General features: G+C 65.2%; 17 protein-coding genes. 9 read left to right on the forward strand and 8 right to left on the reverse strand.

Annotation, left to right across the window (positions count from 1 at the left end; all coding sequences use genetic code 11):
- Positions 1–2: 2 nt before the first annotated feature.
- Positions 3–611, reverse strand: coding sequence for a LemA family protein (locus ACVIIW_RS03710; RefSeq protein WP_456699497.1), 609 nt, complete (start codon positions 609–611; stop codon positions 3–5).
- A 169-nt stretch (positions 612–780) separates the two neighbouring features.
- On the opposite strand from ACVIIW_RS03710, the gene ACVIIW_RS03715 reads away from it, so the two are divergent.
- From ACVIIW_RS03715 to ACVIIW_RS03725, 3 genes are read left to right on the forward strand one after another with little or no spacing between them, the layout of a single operon-like run.
- On the forward strand, positions 781–1,632 hold the full coding sequence (locus ACVIIW_RS03715) for an enoyl-CoA hydratase (protein ID WP_456699498.1): 852 nt from the start codon (positions 781–783) through the stop codon (positions 1,630–1,632).
- Positions 1,633–1,636: 4 nt separating this feature from the next.
- Complete coding sequence (locus tag ACVIIW_RS03720; RefSeq protein ID WP_456699499.1) at positions 1,637–2,785, forward strand: acyl-CoA dehydrogenase family protein; 1,149 nt, start codon at positions 1,637–1,639, stop codon at positions 2,783–2,785.
- Positions 2,786–2,799: 14 nt separating this feature from the next.
- Positions 2,800–3,996, forward strand: coding sequence for an acyl-CoA dehydrogenase family protein (locus ACVIIW_RS03725; RefSeq protein ID WP_456699500.1), 1,197 nt, complete (start codon positions 2,800–2,802; stop codon positions 3,994–3,996).
- A gap of 24 nt (positions 3,997–4,020) precedes the next feature.
- Here the strand turns inward: ACVIIW_RS03725 and ACVIIW_RS03730 are convergent, their stop codons facing one another.
- Complete coding sequence (locus ACVIIW_RS03730; protein ID WP_456699501.1) at positions 4,021–6,345, reverse strand: xanthine dehydrogenase family protein molybdopterin-binding subunit; 2,325 nt, start codon at positions 6,343–6,345, stop codon at positions 4,021–4,023.
- Between the two features lie 115 nt (positions 6,346–6,460).
- On the reverse strand, positions 6,461–7,336 hold the full coding sequence (locus ACVIIW_RS03735; protein ID WP_456699502.1) for a dihydrodipicolinate synthase family protein: 876 nt from the start codon (positions 7,334–7,336) through the stop codon (positions 6,461–6,463).
- Positions 7,337–7,682: 346 nt separating this feature from the next.
- Here ACVIIW_RS03735 and ACVIIW_RS03740 point away from each other — a divergent pair, with 346 nt between their 5' ends.
- Positions 7,683–8,549, forward strand: coding sequence for a S1C family serine protease (locus ACVIIW_RS03740; protein ID WP_456699503.1), 867 nt, complete (start codon positions 7,683–7,685; stop codon positions 8,547–8,549).
- On the forward strand, positions 8,546–8,917 hold the full coding sequence (locus ACVIIW_RS03745; RefSeq protein ID WP_456699504.1) for a response regulator transcription factor: 372 nt from the start codon (positions 8,546–8,548) through the stop codon (positions 8,915–8,917). The genes ACVIIW_RS03740 and ACVIIW_RS03745 overlap by 4 nt, the downstream gene beginning before the upstream one ends.
- Here ACVIIW_RS03745 and ACVIIW_RS03750 read toward each other — a convergent pair.
- From ACVIIW_RS03750 to ACVIIW_RS03760, 3 genes are all read right to left on the reverse strand, one after another.
- Complete coding sequence (locus tag ACVIIW_RS03750; protein ID WP_456699505.1) at positions 8,912–9,982, reverse strand: sensor histidine kinase; 1,071 nt, start codon at positions 9,980–9,982, stop codon at positions 8,912–8,914. The genes ACVIIW_RS03745 and ACVIIW_RS03750 overlap by 6 nt on opposite strands.
- On the reverse strand, positions 9,969–10,661 hold the full coding sequence (locus tag ACVIIW_RS03755) for a response regulator transcription factor (RefSeq protein ID WP_456699506.1): 693 nt from the start codon (positions 10,659–10,661) through the stop codon (positions 9,969–9,971). The genes ACVIIW_RS03750 and ACVIIW_RS03755 overlap by 14 nt, the downstream gene beginning before the upstream one ends.
- A 97-nt stretch (positions 10,662–10,758) precedes the next feature.
- Complete coding sequence (locus tag ACVIIW_RS03760) at positions 10,759–11,280, reverse strand: hypothetical protein (RefSeq protein ID WP_456699507.1); 522 nt, start codon at positions 11,278–11,280, stop codon at positions 10,759–10,761.
- Between ACVIIW_RS03760 and ACVIIW_RS03765 the strand changes: the two genes are divergently transcribed.
- Positions 11,273–11,524 carry a hypothetical protein gene (locus ACVIIW_RS03765; RefSeq protein ID WP_456699508.1) on the forward strand — a complete coding sequence of 84 codons (252 nt, stop codon included), beginning with the start codon at positions 11,273–11,275 and terminating at the stop codon, positions 11,522–11,524. The two genes, ACVIIW_RS03760 and ACVIIW_RS03765, sit on opposite strands and share 8 nt — an antisense overlap.
- A 39-nt stretch (positions 11,525–11,563) precedes the next feature.
- On the opposite strand, the gene ACVIIW_RS03770 is transcribed toward ACVIIW_RS03765, so the two are convergent.
- Positions 11,564–13,903 carry a Tex family protein gene (locus ACVIIW_RS03770; RefSeq protein WP_456699509.1) on the reverse strand — a complete coding sequence of 780 codons (2,340 nt, stop codon included), beginning with the start codon at positions 13,901–13,903 and terminating at the stop codon, positions 11,564–11,566.
- Positions 13,904–14,934: 1,031 nt separating this feature from the next.
- On the opposite strand from ACVIIW_RS03770, the gene atzD reads away from it, so the two are divergent.
- Positions 14,935–16,038 (forward strand): cyanuric acid amidohydrolase, encoded by a 1,104-nt coding sequence (gene atzD / locus ACVIIW_RS03775; protein WP_456699510.1) that lies wholly within the window; start codon positions 14,935–14,937, stop codon positions 16,036–16,038.
- Between the two features lie 110 nt (positions 16,039–16,148).
- Positions 16,149–17,618 (forward strand): amidase, encoded by a 1,470-nt coding sequence (locus ACVIIW_RS03780; RefSeq protein WP_456699511.1) that lies wholly within the window; start codon positions 16,149–16,151, stop codon positions 17,616–17,618.
- A gap of 38 nt (positions 17,619–17,656) precedes the next feature.
- Here the strand turns inward: ACVIIW_RS03780 and ACVIIW_RS03785 are convergent, their stop codons facing one another.
- Complete coding sequence (locus ACVIIW_RS03785; protein ID WP_456699512.1) at positions 17,657–17,971, reverse strand: hypothetical protein; 315 nt, start codon at positions 17,969–17,971, stop codon at positions 17,657–17,659.
- 129 nt (positions 17,972–18,100) lie between these two features.
- On the opposite strand from ACVIIW_RS03785, the gene ACVIIW_RS03790 reads away from it, so the two are divergent.
- On the forward strand, positions 18,101–19,009 hold the full coding sequence (locus ACVIIW_RS03790; RefSeq protein WP_456699513.1) for a PaaI family thioesterase: 909 nt from the start codon (positions 18,101–18,103) through the stop codon (positions 19,007–19,009).
- Positions 19,010–19,103: the final 94 nt, after the last annotated feature.

Raw genomic sequence — 19,103 nt, forward strand, 5'->3', positions numbered from 1 at the left:
GCTTACTTCGAGGGCGCAGGCGTGGGATTGAAATCGACCTTCGGCGCGGTCGAGATTTCCTTCTCGTTCTCAACCGAGAAGTTCGGCTTTTCCTTATAGCTGAACATCATCGCCGTGAGATTGGTCGGGAACGAGCGGATGGTGACGTTATAGTCCTGGACCGACTTGATGTAGCGGTTACGCGCGACCGTGATGCGGTTTTCGGTGCCCTCGAGCTGCGACATCAAATCCCTGAACAGCGCGTCCGACTTGAGCTGCGGATAGTTCTCCGTGACCACGAGGAGCCGCGACAACGCGCTTGAGAGCTCGCCCTGGGCGGCCTGGAATTTCTGGAAGGCAGCGGGGTCGTTGAGCACCTCCGGCGTCGCCTGGATACTGCCGACCTTGGCGCGGGCGTTGGTGACGCCGAGCAGCACGTCCTTTTCCTGCTGCGCAAATCCTTTCACCGAATTGACCAGATTGGGCACGAGATCGGCACGACGTTGATACTGGTTCACCACCTCGGACCAGTTGGCCTTGATCTGCTCGTCCTGGCTCTGAATGGCGTTGTAGCCGCAATTGGTGAGGCTGAGCGAGGCCAGCGCCGCCAGCACGGTCAGGATCTTGCGCATCAAATTTCTCCCGGTGGAATCGGGCGCAAGCTACCAGATCGAGTGCATCCGACGCCAGATATCCCGCGCCGGCGGCGCGAAAAGCAGCCGGCTGACGCAAGCCCCTTGCCTGCCAGCACGCGACATAGTCAACTCGCGGCCAACGAGACGAAAATGCAGGGAGCGCGCCATGTCCTCGTTCGAGACCATCCTCGTGGAGCGGCCGGAGCCGGCGATCGCCCGGATCGTGATGAACCGGCCCGACGCGCGCAACGCGCAGAACCTGCAAATGACCTACGACCTCAACGCCGCCTTCGACACGGCGGTGCAGGACGATGCGATCAAGGTGATCATCCTGGCTGGCAACGGGCCGCATTTCTCCTCCGGCCACGATCTGCGCCCGGGGCCCAGAAATGCCGCAGGCACAGATTTTCCGCCGGTAGGAAATTGGGGCGGCTTTGCGGAAGCCAACGCCCACGGCCGCTTCGCGCGCGAACAGGAGATATATCTCCAGATCACGCGGCGCTGGCGCAACCTGGCCAAGCCCACCATCGCCGAGGTGCACGGCAAGTGCATCGCCGGTGGCTTGATGCTGGCCTGGGCCTGCGACCTCATCGTCGCCAGCGACGATGCGCAGTTCTGCGACCCCGTCGTCACCATGGGCGTCTGCGGCGTCGAATGGTTCGTGCATCCCTGGGAGCTCGGGCCTCGAAAGGCCAAGGAATTTCTGTTCACCGCCGACTCGTGGAGTGCGCAGGAGGCTCACCAGCTCGGCATGGTGAACCAGGTCGTGCCGCGCGCGGAGCTGTCATCGCGCGTGCTGGAGCTCGCGCGCCGGATCGCGGCAAAGCCGTCCTTTGCGCTGAAGCTGACCAAGGAGGCGGTGAACCGCTCGGTCGACGTGATGGGGCAGCCCGCCGCGATCGATCAGGCCTTCGCTCTGCATCAGCTCTGTCACGCCCACAACCTTCAGGAGTTCGGCATGGTGGTCGATCCATCCGGACTGCATCCCTCCGTGCGCAAGCCGGCGGCCGCGGAGTAAAGACATGGATCTCAATCTCAGCGACGAGCAACGACTGCTGCGCGAGAGCGCGGAACGCTTCGTGGCCGCGAGCTACGACGCCGACCACCGCCGCAAGACGGCGAAGGACCCACTCGGCTTCAGCCCTGAAGTCTGGAAGCAGTTCGCCGAGCTCGGCTGGCTGGCGTTGCCGATCCCGGAAGAGTTCGGCGGCCTCGGCGGCGGTCCGGTCGAGATCGGCATCTTGATGGACGCGTTTGGCCGCGGGCTGGTGTCCGAGCCGTACATCGCAACGGTCGTGCTCGGCGCCGCGTTGATCGAGCGATGCGGCGGGACGGAGCAGAAGCAGGCGAACCTGCCCAAGATCGCGGACGGAACATTGAAGCTCGCCTTCGCGCATTCCGAGCGTGCCGCGCGGTTCGATCTTGCCAAGGTCGCGACATCGGCGACCAAGACGGCACAAGGCTGGCACCTCACCGGCAGCAAGATCGCCGTGCTCGACGGCCATGCGGCCGACGAGATCATCGTGTCAGCGCATCTGCATGATCATCGGGGACCATCAGGACGGATCGGGCTGTTTATGGTGCCGGCGACGGCAGCGGGGCTCGCGATTTCCGATTACCAACGTCTCGGCGGGGGACGAGCCTGCAACATCGAACTCTCCGACGTGCAGTTGCCGGACGACGCCCTGCTCGGCGGTGGCGCAAACGCACTGCCGGCGATCGAATGGGCCGTCGATCGTGCGATGGCTGCGCTTGGTGCCGAGGCTGTCGGCATCATGCAGACGCTGCTCGACACCACGCTTGACTACACCAAGATCCGCAAGCAATTCGGCCGGCCGCTCTCCGCCAACCAGGTGATCCGCCATCGCCTGGCCGACATGGCCATTCAGGTCGACGAGGCGCGCTCGATGGCGCTGCGCGCCGCGCTGAAGGCCGACAGCGCGCCGGTCGAGCGGGCCCGCGCTGCATCGGCTGCGAAGGCGAAGATCGGCAAATGCGCCCGCTTCGTCGGCGAGCAGTCGATCCAGCTTCACGGCGGCATGGGCGTCACCGAGGAGCTCGAGGTCGGCGCCTATTTCAAGCGGCTCGTCGCCTTCGATACGCTGTTCGGCGGCAGCGCGCACCATTATGCCCGCCATGCCCAGCTCGGCCGCACGACTTCACCCGCCTGACACAGGAGCGCATCATGGACCTGTCGTTCAATGCCGAGGAGCGCGCCTTCCAGAGCGAGGTGCGCAGTTTCATCGCCAAAAATCTCTCCGAGGAGATGAAGCGTGCCACCGCGCTGACGCCCTCGGTGTTCTCCGATCCGGACATCGGCATGGCCTGGCAGCGTGCGCTGCATAAGCAGGGTTGGGGTGCGCCGGGCTGGCCGGTCGAATATGGCGGCCCGGACTGGACGCCGGCGCAGCGCTGGATCTTCGAGAGCGAGTGCGCGCGCGCCGGCGTGCCGAATGTGAATGTGATGGGCGTGAAGATGGTCGGGCCGGTCATCATCGGCTTCGGCTCGCCCGAGCAGAAGACTTTCTACCTGCCGCGGATTCTCTCCGGCGAGGACTATTGGTGCCAGGGCTATTCCGAGCCGGGCTCGGGCTCCGATCTCTCCTCGCTCAAGACGCGCGCGGTGCGCGACGGCGAGGATTACATCATCAACGGCACCAAGATCTGGACCACGCATGCGCACCATGCCAACCGCATGTTCGCGCTGGTGCGCACCAGCGAGGGACCGCGGCAGCAGGACGGCATCAGCTTCATCCTGATCGACATGAAGGCACCGGGCATCACGACGCGCCCGATCCTCACCATTGGCGGCGACCACGAGGTCAACCAGGTGTTCTTCGACGACGTGCGCGTACCCGTCGCCAACCGCGTCGGCGACGAAGGCAAGGGCTGGACCTACGGCAAATATCTGCTCGAATTCGAGCGCGGCTCCGGCATTGCATCAGCCAAGCTGCGCGAGGGACTGCGCGCGATCACCGAGCTTGCGGAGTCCGATCTCACGGGCCGCGCGATCGTGAGCCCTGACATCGCGTTCCGCATCTCCGAGGTCGAGGTCGACATCGATGCGCTTGAAATGACCGAGCTGCGCGTGCTCTCTGCGCTGCAGACCGGACAAAATCCCGGCGCGGTGTCGTCGATCCTGAAGCTGCGCAACAGCGAGATCCGGCAGGCCGTGACGCGGCTCGGCGTCGACGTGATCGGCCATGATGCGCTGGCGGTCGAGCCGATGCGTCCGCTCTACAAGCTCAACCACGAGCCGGCGCTGCCGGAGGACATGCTGACGGTGGTGCCGGAATATCTCAACGGCCGCGCCTACACGATCTTCGGCGGCACGTCGGAGATCCAGCGCGACATCATCGCCAAGATGATGCTGGGGATTTAGCCCTCTCCTCCGCACTTGAAAGGGCTAGCCCGCCAGCTTCGCATCCCGGATCGCCTGCCAGATCTTCTGCGGCGTCAGCGGCGTGTTCAACTGGGTGATGCCGAACTCGGCAAGCGCGTCCATCACGCCGTTGGTGACGCAGGGCGGACCGCCGATGGCGCCGGATTCGCCGCAGCCCTTGGCGCCGAGCGGATTGGTGCGGCAGGGCGCGGAATCATCCAGCGTCACCACGATCGGCGGCACATCATCGGCGCGCGGGATACAGTAATCCTGATAGCTCGCGGTCAGCAGCTGGCCGTCGGCATCATACGCCACGCCTTCATACAGGGCCTGGCCGATGCCCTGCGCGACCCCACCATGGATCTGGCCGGTGACCAGCATCGGGTTCACGGCAACGCCGACGTCGTCGACGGTGGTATAACGCACGACCTTGGACACGCCGGTCTCAGGGTCGATCTCGACCTCGCAAATATGCGTGCCGTTCGGCCAGCTCGGCCCGTCAACCTCGCCCTCGGAATCGACGCTAAGTTTTGCACCGGCCTCCTTCTCGGCAATGTCGAACAGGCTGATGCGGCGGTCGGTGCCGACCACGGTCAGCATGCCGCCCTGATACTCGATGTCCTCGACCGAGGTCTCGAGCACATTCGCCGCCCTTTCGCGCGCCTTCTGGATCAGATCGTTGGAGGAGACCGCGACCGCCGTGCCGCCGACGAACAGCGAGCGCGAGCCGACGCTGCCAAAGCCCGTGGCGAGATCGGTATCGCCCTGGACGACGTCGATCTTGTCCATGGCGATGCCGAGCGTGTCGGAGATCATCTGCGTGTAGGTGGTCTGCAGCCCCTGCCCCATCGCCTGGGTGCCGGAATGCAGCACGACGCGCCCCTGCGAGGTTGCTTGCAGCGTGACCCTTTCGGTATGCGCGCGGCCGCCGGTCCATTCGATGTAGGAGGCGAGGCCGCGGCCGTAGAGCAGGCCCTTTTTCTTCGCTGCCTTCTTGCGCGCGGCGAAGCCGTCCCAGTCCGCGAGCTTGACCGCACGGTCGAGCATGTGCGCGAAGGCGCCGGAATCGTACACTTGGCCTGCTGCATTCGTGTAAGGCAGTTGCGCCGGCTTGATGTAATTGGCTTTCCGGATCGCGCGCGGATCCATGCCGATCTTGCGCGCGGCAGCGTCGAACAGGCGCTCGACGATGAAGACTGCCTCGGGGCGGCCGGCGCCGCGATAGGCACCGACCGGCGCGGTGTGGGTCATCACTGACTTGATCTCGAAATGCACCAGCGGCAGATCGTAGACGCCGGTCTGCACGAACGGACCGAGCACCAGCGGAATGATGTTGCCCGTGCCGGAGGAGTAGGCACCGGTGCAGCCGATCGACCTGACCCGATAGGCGAGCACCTTGCCCTTCTCGTCCAAGGCGAAGGACGCTGTCGAAGTGAGGTCGCGACCATGAGTGCCGCCGACGAATTCGTCGGTGCGGTCGCCGCGCCAGCGGATCTTCTTGTTCAGCTTGGTCGCGGCATAGGCGACGATGCCGTCTTCCGGATAAAGGCTGGTCTTCTGGCCGAAGCCGCCGCCGATATCGCCGACCAGCACGCGCACGCTGTCCTTCGGACGCTTGAGGATCGATTCCGCGAGGAGGTCACGGGTCGACGCCGGGGTCTGTGACTGCACGTGCAGGAGGAGACGGCCGGTCTTCTTGTCGATCTCGGCGATAGTCGAGCGCGGCTCCATCGCCGAGGGCACCAGACGCTGGCTGACGAGATCGAGCTCGACCGTATGCGCGGCCTTGGCGAAGGCCTCGTCGACCCTGGCGGCATCGCCATAGCTCATCGCGCCGACAATATTGTCGGGAGCGTCCGGCCACACCACCGGCGCGCCTGGCTTCACGGCCTCGACGGGATCGACCACGGCGGGCTGCACGTCATACTCGACGACGATCGCCTCGGCCGCGCTCTGTGCCTCCGCACGCGACGAGGCGACCACCGCCGCAACGGCCTCGCCGGTGTAACGGACGACCTCATGGGCGAGCAGGCGGCGCGGCGGCACCGTCATCGGCTTGCCGTCAGGGCGCTTGAAGATGCTTAGCGTCGGGATGGCGCCGACGTCGTCCTTGACAAGATCGACGCCGGTATAGATCGCGGTCACACCAGGCATCGTTGCCGCAGCGCTGGTGTCGACCGAGACGATTTTCGCATGCGCGTGCGGTGAGCGCAGCACGTGCAACCACAGCGCGCCGTCCTCCGGCTTGTCATCGATGAATTGCCCCTTCCCGGTGAGCAGCCGCTGGTCTTCCAAACGCTTGACGGGCTGGCCCGCTCCGAAACGCAAATTGCCGGGAAGAATATTCATTCCGCTGGGTCCTCTAAGCCTCAAAAGTGCGGCCGCCTTTTAGCGGATGGAGGCAGACCAGACCAGTCGCGGATTTGGGCGGCGGGACCGTGGATTGGTCATGACCGGAGGGACTTTAAGCCAGCTCTTTGAGCGCGGCTTCCACGAGCTTGCGCGCATCGGCGTTGAGCGCCGCCTGCGGCGGGACGGGATCGCCGACGTCGTAGCCCTGGACCGAAAGGCCGGCCTTGATGCAGGCGGCGAGATTGAAGCGGGCGAAGGCCTCGTTGATGCGCCACAGCCTGCGCTGGAGCGCCATGGCCTCGTCCCAGCGACCGGCCTGGCTGAGATCGTAGAGCCTGACGCTCTGGCGCGGAATGATGCAGGCCGGTCCCGCCATCCAGCCGACGCCACCGATCAACATCACAGCGGCCGGAATATGGGCGGAGGCCGAAAACACGCGCAAGGCTTCGCCGCAGCGGTTCATGATCGAGAGCAGCCGTCCGGTGTTGGTCGAGGCATCCTTGATGTAGCCAATGCGCGGATGTTCGGCGAGGCGAGCGATGACATCGAGGGTCAGATCCGAGCGCTGGAATTGCGGATTGGTGTAGATGACGACCGGAATGTCCACGGCGTCGGCAATGCCGCGGAAATAGGATTCGACCTGGGCATCAGAGAGCGGGAAATAGGCCTCGAGGATCGCCAGGATGCCGCCGGCGCCGAGCTTCTGGTAGGCCTGCGCCTGCGCCACTGCATCGGCTGTCGAGGCCGACGCAACGCCCGCGACAACGGGCACGCGGCCCTTCGCCGCCTCAATCGTGGTCTGCACCACAGCCATGCGCTGCGCGGCGTTGAGATAGGCAAACTCGCCGGTCGAGCCGAGCGGCGTCAGACCGTGCACGCCGGCGCCGATCAGATCGTCGCAGAGCCTTGCGAGCACGTCGGTCCGCACCGTGCCGTCGGCACTGACGGGAGAGACGAGGTAGGGGAAGACGCCGCGAAATTCGGTCATGTCGGGAATAAAATCCGGAGGAGCTGAGAGTGTGGCGGGCGCGCGATCCATCGCGTGCTACCATGGGGTATAATTGCCAGCAAGCGATCGGCCTTCGAGCCGATTTGTCGTCTTTGGAATTGTCCTGCAGCGTTGCCGGCTTTCGTTGCGTTGCGTCAACTGCAGCCGCATGCTCCAAGACATCGATTGTGACGCCGGCAAGCCTGATCTGGCGATTGCTGCACGTTCGCGCGAGGGGCTCCCAATCACATGTTCGTCGGCCGTGTCCCTGGGGAGGACTGGCCACCCGGCCAGTTTCGCAATCGGCCGCGACATCCCAGATTGTGGGCAACTTACAGGAGCTTCCATGACCGACCTTACCCCTCTCACCTCGCTGTCATCGGCGCTCGCGGACCTCGTGGCGCGTATTTCGCCGTCCGTCGTCTCCGTGCATTCGCATCGTTCCCGCTCGACCGGCTTCGCCTGGAAGCCCGGCCTGATCGTCACCGCCGACGAGGCGCTGGCCGACGAGGGCGACGTCCAGATCTCCGTTGCCGACGGTACCGCGGTTGCCGCGACAGTTGTCGGCCGCGACCACACGACCGATATCGCGCTGCTGCGCGCCGATACGGCCATCGCCCCGGTCAAGCTGGCGGCGACGATCCCTGCTCTCGGCTCGCTCTCGGTCGTGGCTTCCACCAACCGCGATGCACCAAGCGCTTCGCTGGGATTGGTGTCCGCTTCAGGCAAGGGCTGGCGCTCGCTGCGTGGCGGCGAGATCGATGCCCGGATCGAGCTCGATGTCCGCCTGCGCCCGAGCCAGGAAGGCGGCCTTGCCCTCGATGCCTCGGGCCAGGCCTTCGGCATGGCGGTGCTGGGCCCACGCCGCGTGCTGGTGATCCCAACCGCCACGATCGAGCGGGTTGCGGCGCAGCTCGAGACACGCGGCCGCATCGCGCGCGGATATCTCGGACTCGGGCTCCAGCCGCTGCGGCTCGATGATGGCATCGGCGCGATGGTGATGAATGTCGACAAGGCCGGTCCTGCCGCCACGGCCGGCATCCGCCAGGGCGACGTGATCGTGGCGGTCAACGACGAGAAGCTTTCCGGCGTGCGCGCGTTGCTGCGAACGCTGGGGCCCGCCAGTGTCGGCCGGGTGGTCGATGTCGCGGTCCGGCGTGGCGGCGAGCCAGCGAGCTTCAGGGTCACAATTGGCGAGAGGCCCGAGGCGTGAGCGAGGACACCACGTCCGACATCGTGCTGTCGATCGACATTGACGATCCGGTGTTGGCCGACCGCCTCGCGACGCTGCTCGGCAGTGTCGCGGGGCTTCGCCTTGCCGCGTCCGGGGAGACCGCCAATGCGAGCGTCGTCGCACGCGATCCGCGCGTCATGCCCGAGGATATTGCGCTGACGCAGCGCGAGCTCGACGTGCTCGCGCTGATGGCGGAAGGCGCCTCCAACAAGATGATCGCGCGCCGGCTCAATATCTCCGTGCACACCGTGAAATTCCACGTCGGCTCGCTGCTCGACAAGCTGGATGCGACCGGCCGCACCGATGCGGTGGCGCATGCGGCGCGCCGCGGCGTGATCGAGCTATAGCACGCTCCTGAAGCTGAGCTGCACCGTGAGGCCCGGCGCGTTGTCGTGCAGCGCGATCTCGGCGGCATGCAGGCGCGACACCGCCGCGACCAGGCTCAGGCCCAGGCCGTTGCCCGGGGTATAGCGGCTCTGCTCGAGCCGATAGAAGCGCTTGAACACGTGGTCATGCTGATCGGCGGCAATGCCCGGACCATCATCGGCGATGGCGATCGTCGCACTGTTGCCGGCATTGCGGCACGTCACCGTGACCTTTCCGCCCGGACGGCCGTGCTTGATCGCGTTGTCGACGAGATTGGCGATGGCATCGAACAAGAGGTCGCGATCGCCTGTGACTGCCACTTCGCTGTCACCACCGAGGCTCAGGCGCGTCGCGACCTGTTCGGCGGCGGCGTCGTAGAGCTCGACGACCTCGCCGGCAATTTCAGCCAGGTTGAGCACACGAAACGCGCTGCGGCGCGCCCGGGTTTCGATCTCCGAGATCCGCGTGATCGAGGCGAACATGCCGAGCACGGCGTCGAGATCGGCGATGGTGTCGCCGATCAGTGCGGCATCGGCCTCGCTGTTGCGCTCGTGGTGATAGGCCTTTTCCAGGCGGCCGCGCATCCGCGTCAGCGGCGTACGGAGATCGTGGGCGACGTTGTCGCTGACCTGCTTGACCTCACCCATCAGGGTCTCGATGCGATCGAGCATCTGATTGAGGTTTTCGGCGGCCCGGTCCCATTCGTCATGACTGCCGCGCAAGGGAATGCGCCGGTCGAGGCCTGACAACATGATAGCGCGGCTGGTGGCGTTGATCTCCTCGATCCGCCCGACCGTGCGCCGCGTCACCAGCACGGCGGCCAGACCGGCCAGCAGCACGAGCAGCACGGCGACCGCGATCATCGCGAGTTCGAGCATTGCGACGAAGCCGGAATGATCGCCTTCATCTCCGACCCGGCTCCGCACATAAGCCAGCGTGCCGAAATAGACGTAAACCATGATCGCCGCGACGATCACGCCGAAGATCGCGATGGCAATCAGCGCCAGGCGGAAGGTCGAGGACCGAAGCGTCTTAGCCAGGAGCACGGAGGCAATATCCGATACCGCGAATGGTGTGGATCAATGGATAGGCCTGGGCATCGTCGACCTTGCGGCGGACGCGCCCGACATAAACGTCGATAATGTTGGTGGAGGGATCGAAATGCAGGTCCCAGACGTGCTGCAGCAGCATCGCGCGAGAGACGACACGTCCCTCGTTGCGCACGAGATATTCGAGCAGCTGGAATTCGCGCGGCAGCAGCGGAATCTTGCGGCCGCGGCGGCTGGCGTTGCGCGCGATCAGATCGACGGCGAGGTCGCCGACGCGCAAGATGGTTTCCTTGGCGATGGTCTCGCTGCGGCGGCCGAGCGCCTCGAGGCGCGCGAGCAGCTCGACGAAGGAGAACGGCTTGACCAGATAATCGTCACCGCCCGCGCGCAAGCCGCGCACGCGGTCATCGACCTCGCCGAGCGCGGAGATGATCAGGACGGGCGACGCGACGCCGTCATCGCGCATCTGCCGCATCACGGTGATGCCGTCGATATCCGGCAGCATGCGGTCGATCGTGATCACGGCATAATCGCGCGCCACGCCATGGCTGAGGGCTTCGCGCCCCGTCGCCGCGAGATCGACGTCATAACCCGAGGCCGTCAATTCCTCGACGAGCTGGCCTGCGGTTTCCGGATCGTCCTCGACGACGAGGATGCGGCGGTGGCCTCCGGTCATGACGAACTCCGCGCGACGATCGCCACCAGATTATCCCGTTCCGGGGCTGAGCGGAACCACCCGGCGGCGATCGCGACAATGGTGCGGTCCGGCGATGCTAGTACCAACCATCCCCGCACACATTGACCCATTGCCACCCATAGGGCGTCCAACTCCTGCGCCAGCAGCCGTCGTCGTAGTAATTGGCGTAGTAGAACGGTGCGCCGAAGAAGGCGAACCGGTGGAAGCGGTGATGGCGGAAGAAGAAGGCATGGCGTCCGATGAAAGGCCTGCCGTGCCAGCCCGTGCCGGCAAATCGCGGGCCGAAGGCCGCGCGGGTCGCGAACGGTGCGCCGGCAAAGCGCGGCCCGAAGGCTGCGTGCGCGGCCATCGGCGAACCGGCGAAGCGCGCGCCGCCGAAATGAGCCCCGCCCATGCCGCCAAAGTGCATGGCACCACCCATGCCGCCGGCATGCATTCCTCCGGCGCTGAAATGCCCGCCGCCACCAAAGCCGCCACCAAAGCCGCCGCCGTGACCGCCGCCTCCGCCGCCACCACCTCGGGCGAGAACCGGCGATGCGAGCGCCACCCCAGCGGCGATCGTCACCGCAGTGAGGCCCTTGAGAAGCCTGTTGTCCATCGAAGCATCCTCCGTGCTGTGCGGCGATATTGCTGCCGCACCGGGAGGGATCAGAGAGGAAGGGACAGGCATCTTCAACTTACAAGCGCGCCAGATTCTGACGCGAAAGTTAGGGAGAGGGAGCCCCGCGCTCTCCTCCGTGATGCGTGACAAAATTGCGAAGCAATTTTGCACTGGTACGACGAAGCAATCCCGGACTGTTTCCGCGGAGGAATACTGGATTGGTGCGCTGCGCTCGCAATGACGAGTGGTTAGAGCTCGCCCTAAATCGGCTACTCACCCCTCACGCCCGCTTGCCGTTGTTCTTCTCCGCGGCCCGGCGCATCGCTTCGGCCAGCGCGCCGCCGCCACCGGACGACTCCTGCTTGCGCGGGGCCGATGAGGTCATGCGGGCGGCGTTACGAGAGTTGTTGTCGCGCTGCATGCCGGGCGCGTCCTTCTTGGCGCCAACCTCGTCGTCGAGGCGCAAGGTCAGCGAGATGCGCTTGCGGGCAACCTCGAAGTCGAGCACCTTCACCTTGACGATATCGCCGGGCTTCACCACCTCGCGCGGATCCTTGATGAAGGTCTTCGACATCGCGGAGATGTGCACGAGGCCGTCCTGGTGCACACCGATGTCGACGAAGGCGCCGAAGGCGGCGACGTTGGTGACGGTGCCCTCGAGGATCATGCCCTTCTGGAGATGCTTGATCTCCTCGACGCCTTCCTTGAACACCGCGGCCTTGAACGCCGGACGCGGGTCGCGGCCGGGCTTTTCCAGCTCGCGCAGAATGTCGGTGACGGTCGGCAGGCCAAAGGTCTCGTCGACAAAGTCCTTCGGCTTCAGCGTGCGGACGATCTCACTTCTGCCGATCAGCGCGTTGATGTCGCTCTTGGTGGCCTCGAGAATCCGGCGCACCACCGGATAGGCCTCCGGATGCACGCCGGAGGCATCGAGCGGGTCGTCGCCGCCGACGATGCGCAGGAAGCCCGCGCACTGCTCGAACGCCTTCGGACCGAGCCGCGGCACCTCCTTCAGCGCCCTGCGCGACTTGAACGGGCCGTTGGCATTCCGATGCGCCACGATGCTCTGCGCCAGGCCGGAACCGACGCCCGATACGCGTGCGAGCAGTGGCGCGGAGGCGGTGTTGACGTCGACACCGACCGCGTTCACACAGTCTTCCACCACCGCGTCGAGCGATTTGGCGAGCTTGGCCTGACCGAGGTCGTGCTGATACTGGCCGACGCCGATTGCCTTGGGCTCGATCTTGACGAGCTCGGCGAGCGGATCCTGAAGACGGCGGGCGATCGAGACCGCGCCGCGCAGGGTGACGTCGAGGTCGGGCAACTCCTCGGAGGCGAAAGCGGAGGCCGAATAGACCGACGCGCCGGCTTCCGACACCACGATCTTGGACATCTTCAACTCGGCGAGACCCTTGACGAGATCGCCTGCGAGCTTGTCGGTTTCGCGCGAGGCGGTGCCGTTGCCGATCGCGATCAACTCGACGCGGTGCTTGATGGCGAGCTTGCCGAGGATCGCGAGTGACTCATTCCACTGCCGCTGCGGTTCGTGCGGATAGATCACCGCGGTATCGACGACCTTGCCGGTCGCGTCAGTGACCGCGACCTTGACGCCGGTGCGGTAGCCGGGATCGAGCCCCATGGTGACGCGGGTGCCGGCGGGGGCGGCCAGCAGGAGATCGCGCAGGTTCGAAGCGAACACGCGCACGGCCTCGGTCTCGGCCGAGTTCCACAGCCGCATGCGCAAATCGATGTTGAGATGCACCTGGATCTTGGTGCGCCAGGCCCAGCGCACGGTGTCGATCAGCCAGCGGTCGCCGGCGCGCTTGAGATCGGCGATGCCGAACCGCTTCATGATCTTCAGCTCATAGGCACCGGGCACGCCGGCGGGCGGCGTCTCGGCCTCGGCCTGGATCTGGAGATCGAGGATTTCTTCCTTCTCGCCGCGGAACATCGCGAGGATGCGGTGCGACGGCAGCTTGGTCAGCGGCTCGGAGAAGTCAAAATAGTCGGCGAATTTTTCACCCTCGGTCTTCTTGCCATCGCGCACCTTCGAGACCATGCGCGCATTGGTCCACATCTCCTCGCGCAACACGCCGATCAAATCGGCGTCTTCGTCGAAGCGTTCGACCAGGATGGCGCGGGCGCCGTCAAGCGCAGCCGCGGCGTCGGCAACGCCCTTCTCCGCGTTGATGAAACCCTCGGCGACGACTTTGGGATCGTTGCCGGGCTCCGCGATGAGCTTGAGGGCAAGTGCTTCGAGGCCGGCTTCCTTGGCGATCTCGGCCTTGGTGCGGCGCTTCGGCTTGAATGGCAGATAGATGTCTTCGAGGCGCGCCTTGCTGTCGGCGGCGAGAATGGAGGCTTCGAGCGCAGCATCGAGCTTGCCCTGCTCGCGGACTGATTCGAGGATCGCCTTGCGGCGGTCTTCGAGCTCGCGCAGGTAGACCAGGCGCTCCTCAAGGGTGCGCAATTGCGTGTCGTCGAGCGCACCGGTCGCTTCCTTGCGGTAGCGGGCGATGAAAGGAACCGTAGCGCCGCCGTCGAGCAACGTCACCGCAGCCTCGACCTGCTCCGCCCGAACCCCAAGCTCCTGCGCAATTTTCTGGTTGATATTTGCCACGCGAGAATTCCTCTATGTCCAAGCACGCGACGCAGACCGAAATCCGGCCGCGGGACGCCGCTTATGGACCAACCAAGGTCGATTCATCAAGGTGCGGCGGGTGGCCGTCGACAGAGGATTTTTTGTCGAACCGATGCGATCTCGCCACAATCGTGAGGGCGTCGCGGGGCATTTGCTTGCTTCGATCATCTCCAACGCCAGACATGCTCCAAAGCCAGACATGCGCTCTCGCTCCCGCGGCGCGTTCCGCCCGAGTTTTGCTCGTCTCGTCACGCCCTCGACAGAAAGGGCGCAGGGAAGGCCGGGTGCCGACCTCGCACCCACGGTCTGCTGCGCGAAAGCGTAGCGCAAGGAGACCGCACAGCAGCATACAGGTGCGGCCGAACACACGGCCTTCCCTGCGCGGTGGTCGGACGGCTTATGCCGTGCTCTCCCGGGAGCCGAATTCCTTCTGGCCTCCCTCGCCTTACGGAAGTTACCGGCACCGCGCCGGTTGGCGCCGATGCCGCGTCCGCAAGACTTGACCGTAGCGACGACGGCCAGGACCACACGGTTTTGCCGTACGCAGGCAGATCCCGCTTCGCCCAAAGGGCTTGGCCGGACACGGCGCCGTTCGTCCGACGCGGCTTGCGAGGTGCTCACGAGGCTCGGCTCAATCCACTGCCCCGCCCTGCCACTCACATCCGCGACGGCGCCGCCCACGTCCACCGCAGCCCGATCCGCGGCTCGTGACGACGTACGACCGCCCCTTTTCGCCGGATCAGGATCGGCGACACATACGACAAATCCGAATTTCGGTAAAGCGAAATATTTTGGTGCGGGCTGGTTGACCCAGTGCTCGTGCTTTGCGCGGTGGGCTGCGCCAGCGATGGTGGCTTCTGCAGCCCGCATGGAACGGAGCGGAATGCGGAGGCACCGTCCCGGATTGCGCTTCGCTCCATCCGGACCACGGACCTTGCACTTGACATCCGCCCCGCTTCCCCGACTGGTTAGCCTCCGCCGGACCAGCAAACTTCCCACGAGGATACTCCATGCGCACCACGTCGGTTGGCGTCTTCAAGATTCCCACCAAAGGTCCCGGCGATGTTTCCGGCCTCATGAGCCTGATCGACTCCCGCGCGATCGATCCGACTTGCATCCTGGCGATCCTCGGCAAGACCGAAGGCAATGGCGGCGTCAACGATTTTACGCGGGAATATGCCGTCGCCGCGCTGTGCACGGCGCTGGCGCCGAAGCTCGACGTGGGGCCTGAAGAAGTCGAGCAGCGCATTGCCTTCGTGATGTCCGGCGGCACCGAAGGCGTGCTCAGCCCGCACATCACGGTGTTCACGCGTCAGGACGTTCAACAGCGGCCCGCAAACATCTCCGGCAAGCGCCTGAGCATCGGCATGGCGCAGACCCGCGATTTCCTGCCCGAAGAGCTCGGCCGCTCCGCGCAGATCACCGAGACCGCCAAGGCGGTGAAGGCCGCGATGGGAGATGCGGACATCACCGATGCTGCCGACGTCCATTTCGTCCAGATCAAGTGTCCGCTGCTCACCAGCGAGCGTGTCGAAGCAGCAAGCTCGCGCGGCCACAAGACGACGACGATCAGCGCCTACAGCTCGATGGCCCATTCACGCGGCGCCTCTGCGCTCGGCGTTGCGGTTGCGCTTGGCGAGGTCATGATCGACATCGGCGACGACGATGTGCTGCGGCGACATGATCTGTTCTCGAAGGTGGCCTCGACCTCATCGGGGATCGAGCTGATGCACAACGTCGTCATCGTGCTCGGCAATTCAGATTCGTCGGCGAGCGAATTCGAAATCGGGCATGCCGTGATGAGCGATGCGATCGACGCCTCGGCGGTCTTGTCGGCGCTGAACAGCGTAGGCCTTGGCCCGCAGGCAAAGCCAGGCCGCGAGCTCGTCAACGTGTTCGCCAAGGCCGAGGCCTCGCCAAATGGAAGCGTGCGCGGCTTTCGCCATACCATGCTCGAGGACACCGACATCAGCTCGACACGCCATGCCCGCGCAGCGGTAGGCGGCCTGATCGCGGGCCTTGCCGGCACCAGCGCGGTCTACGTCTCGGGCGGCGCCGAACATCAAGGGCCCGCCGGCGGCGGCCCGGTTGCGGCCATCGCGCGCCTCCTCTAAAGCGCCCCGACCTCTCCGCCCGGCGCAACCCTGCCCTTCGCGCCGGCTCAGTTGATTCACGCCGGCCCTTGCGAAAAAGGTGACGCGACACCTCAAGGGGATCTGACGTCATGACTTTGCCGATGAGCTGGAACGAATGGACGCAGCATGACGGCGTCGGACTTGCAGCGCGCGTCCGCAAGGGCGAGCTGACGGCGAAGGAATTGGCGCGTCAGGCCGCGGCAGCCGTCGCCAAGGTCGATCCGACGCTGTCGGGCGTGGTCGAGCTGTTCGACGACGTGATCGCCGATCCCGCCAAGGACGGCGCCAATCTCTCAGGTCCGTTCGCCGGCCTTCCCTTCCTGATGAAGGACCTCGGTCCGACCATGAAAGGCCGGCTCCAGGAGATGGGCTCGCTGTTGATGCGCGGCAATCGCGCCGCGGCCGACACGTTCCTCACAGGCAAATTCCGCCAGGCAGGTCTCAATCTGATCGGGCGCACGACGACGCCGGAATTCGGCGTGTGCTCTTCGGCCGACAATCCCGCCGTCTATGTCACCCGCAATCCCTGGAATACCGACTACACCACCTGCGGCTCGTCGGCCGGCAGCGCCGCGATGGTCGCGGCTGGCGTGGTGCCGATCGCGCACGCGACGGACGGCGGCGGCTCGATCCGCATCCCCGCCGGCGTCAACGGCAATATCGGATTGAAAGTCTCGCGCGGCGTGTTCTCGCTGGCGCCGCATATGTCCGATCTCACCGGCCTCGTCTCGATCCAAGGATGCCAGTCGCGCTCGGTGCGCGACACCGCGGCTTTCGTCGATCATGCGCGCGGGCCCGCACCCGGCGAGTTCATGCCGTTCTGGACCACGGCACAGCCTTATTGCGAGATGATCAAGCGCGATCCTTCAAAGCTGCGCATCGCGCTGTCCCACACCTGGGGCGACTACACCGCGACACCGGAGATCGCGGCCGAATTGGAGAAGACCGGCCGCTTCCTCGAAGGCCTCGGCCATCACGTCGACTACGCGCTGCCGAACCTCGATTTCCGCGCCGCCTTCGCGGCCCAGACCACCTGCTACATCTCGAATTTTTCGGTCGTGATCTCCAACATGCTCGCCGCGCGCGGACTGGAGCGGCCGCCGGAAGATCTGATCGAGCCGATGAACATCCGGATCTGGGAAGCCGGACTTCACACCAGCTTTGCCGACCGGGCCAGAATGCAGGCCGTGTTCAACACGACCTCGCGCGGCTTCGGCAGCTTCTTCGAGCAGTGGGACGTGATCCTGACGCCGATCACGGCGCTGCCGACGCCGAAGGTCGGCACCAAAGAATATCTCACCACGTCCGACAATCCTGACGTGCTCGACTGGTTCGGCAATCTCTGGCGCTTCTTTGCCTTCACGCCGCTCGCCAATCTCTGCGGCATGCCCGCAATCTCGATGCCGATGGCAGCCCAGGACCACGGCCTGCCGCTCGGCATCCAGGCCATCGCGAAGCAGGCCAATGATGGCCTGCTGCTGCAGCTCGCCGCCCAGATCGAGCGCGCGCTCGACGGCAAGTGGAATGACGGGAGGAAGCCGAAGGTGCATGTCGGCTGAGATTTGGACGACTCTGTCGAGACCCGATTCGATAAGCCTCAGTTCTTCACCGCCGGGATCGTCTCCGCCCGCTCCTGCTGTCCGAGCTTGAGCATCGCGAGCGCCTTGTCGATTGCTTCGCGCAAGGCGAGCGCCGCGGCCGGGCTGCAGCGCAGATGCGCAGTCTGGACCACGTCCACCCTGACGGCGGCACCAACAGGCATCAGGAGGTTTGCGGCAAGCTCGATCTGGATCGCACCATTATGGTGTCCGAAGCAGGATGCGCCGTCGAAATAGATGATCGGCGCCCGTTCGGAGCTTGAATTGGAAATGATCACGGGTCCCTGGTTGGCGGGCGTTTCGGGGTCAGCCATGGGATACTCCTCGCGGCAATGGAACGCCCACCATCGTTGCTTCCACCTGATCTGTCGAGGCAAAACCGGGCTTGCAGAGGCTGCATGCGGGGTTTTGCGCGGCGCGCGACACTGGTCTAGAACGTCACCATGTCTACCTTATCGCCCACGCTTCCGTTCGAGGAACTCGCCGAGGCCATCAAGGGCCGCCGTTCCGATTACGGCCATATCAGCGGGCTCCAGCTCGACCGGTTCGCGCCGGGCGAGGCCTGGTCGAGCCTGCCCTATCGCCCCGTCTTCGTCGGCGATACCGAGACTGGCGTGCTGCATGGCGGCGTCGTCACCGCAATGCTGGATGAGAGCTGCGGCATGGCGGTGCAGCTCGCGCTCGACGGCACCAGCGCGATCGCGACGCTCGACCTGCGCATCGACTACCAGAAGCCGGCGACGCCCGGCCTCGCCATCAAGGCGCATTCGGTCTGCTATCGCACCACGCGCTCGATCGCGTTCGTCCGCTCCACGGCCTACCAGGAGTCCGAGGACGATCCTGTGGCGACCGCCACCGCCTGCTTCATGATCGGCGCCAACCGCACCAACATGCTCGCGGACCGCCCGATGGCGGAGCGCAGCATTCCGACTCTGGAGGCGCCTGACGATCCCAACGGTCCGTTCGCCAACAGCCCGTTCGCGCGCGCCCTCGGCATTCGCGTCAATGATGACGGCACGCTGACGATGCCGTTCTCGCCAAAGATCATCGGCAACCCGATCCTGCCCGCCATCCATGGTGGCATGACCGGCGCCTTTCTCGAAACCACAGCGATCATCGGCGTCCGGCGCGAACTCGGAATCGCGACACTGCCGAAGCCGATTGGGCTGACCGTCAACTACTTACGATCCGGCCGGGCGCTGGATACCATTGCCAATGTCTCGATCGTGAAACAGGGACGGCGTATCGTCGCCTTTGAGGCACGCGCCTGGCAGGACGAGCCGGGGAAGCCGATCGCCTCCGCCTTCGGCCATTTCATGCTGCGTCCGGCGCCCGGAAACGACGAGGTATAGGCGTATTTTACTTGACGGAACGGACCCTGACGCCGAAGGCTTGATGTCGAACGCTGAACGTCGAAGGCTTGGGACTCAACGATAGCGCAAGCTC

It is taken from the genome of Bradyrhizobium sp. USDA 4449 (assembly GCF_054056275.1).

Excerpts from the sequence above, each read along its gene's own strand:
- ACVIIW_RS03730 (WP_456699501.1), bottom strand. The coding sequence starts at position 6,345 with ATGAATATTCTTCCCGGCAATTTGCGTTTCGGAGCGGGCCAGCCCGTC.
- ACVIIW_RS03710 (WP_456699497.1), bottom strand. The coding sequence starts at position 611 with ATGCGCAAGATCCTGACCGTGCTGGCGGCGCTGGCCTCGCTCAGCCTC.
- atzD (WP_456699510.1), top strand. The coding sequence starts at position 14,935 with ATGCGCACCACGTCGGTTGGCGTCTTCAAGATTCCCACCAAAGGTCCC.
- ACVIIW_RS03785 (WP_456699512.1), bottom strand. The coding sequence starts at position 17,971 with ATGGCTGACCCCGAAACGCCCGCCAACCAGGGACCCGTGATCATTTCC.
- ACVIIW_RS03790 (WP_456699513.1), top strand. The coding sequence starts at position 18,101 with ATGTCTACCTTATCGCCCACGCTTCCGTTCGAGGAACTCGCCGAGGCC.
- ACVIIW_RS03735 (WP_456699502.1), bottom strand. The coding sequence starts at position 7,336 with ATGACCGAATTTCGCGGCGTCTTCCCCTACCTCGTCTCTCCCGTCAGT.
- ACVIIW_RS03720 (WP_456699499.1), top strand. The coding sequence starts at position 1,637 with ATGGATCTCAATCTCAGCGACGAGCAACGACTGCTGCGCGAGAGCGCG.
- ACVIIW_RS03715 (WP_456699498.1), top strand. The coding sequence starts at position 781 with ATGTCCTCGTTCGAGACCATCCTCGTGGAGCGGCCGGAGCCGGCGATC.
- ACVIIW_RS03755 (WP_456699506.1), bottom strand. The coding sequence starts at position 10,661 with ATGACCGGAGGCCACCGCCGCATCCTCGTCGTCGAGGACGATCCGGAA.
- ACVIIW_RS03780 (WP_456699511.1), top strand. The coding sequence starts at position 16,149 with ATGACTTTGCCGATGAGCTGGAACGAATGGACGCAGCATGACGGCGTC.
- ACVIIW_RS03760 (WP_456699507.1), bottom strand. The coding sequence starts at position 11,280 with ATGGACAACAGGCTTCTCAAGGGCCTCACTGCGGTGACGATCGCCGCT.
- ACVIIW_RS03725 (WP_456699500.1), top strand. The coding sequence starts at position 2,800 with ATGGACCTGTCGTTCAATGCCGAGGAGCGCGCCTTCCAGAGCGAGGTG.
- ACVIIW_RS03740 (WP_456699503.1), top strand. The coding sequence starts at position 7,683 with ATGACCGACCTTACCCCTCTCACCTCGCTGTCATCGGCGCTCGCGGAC.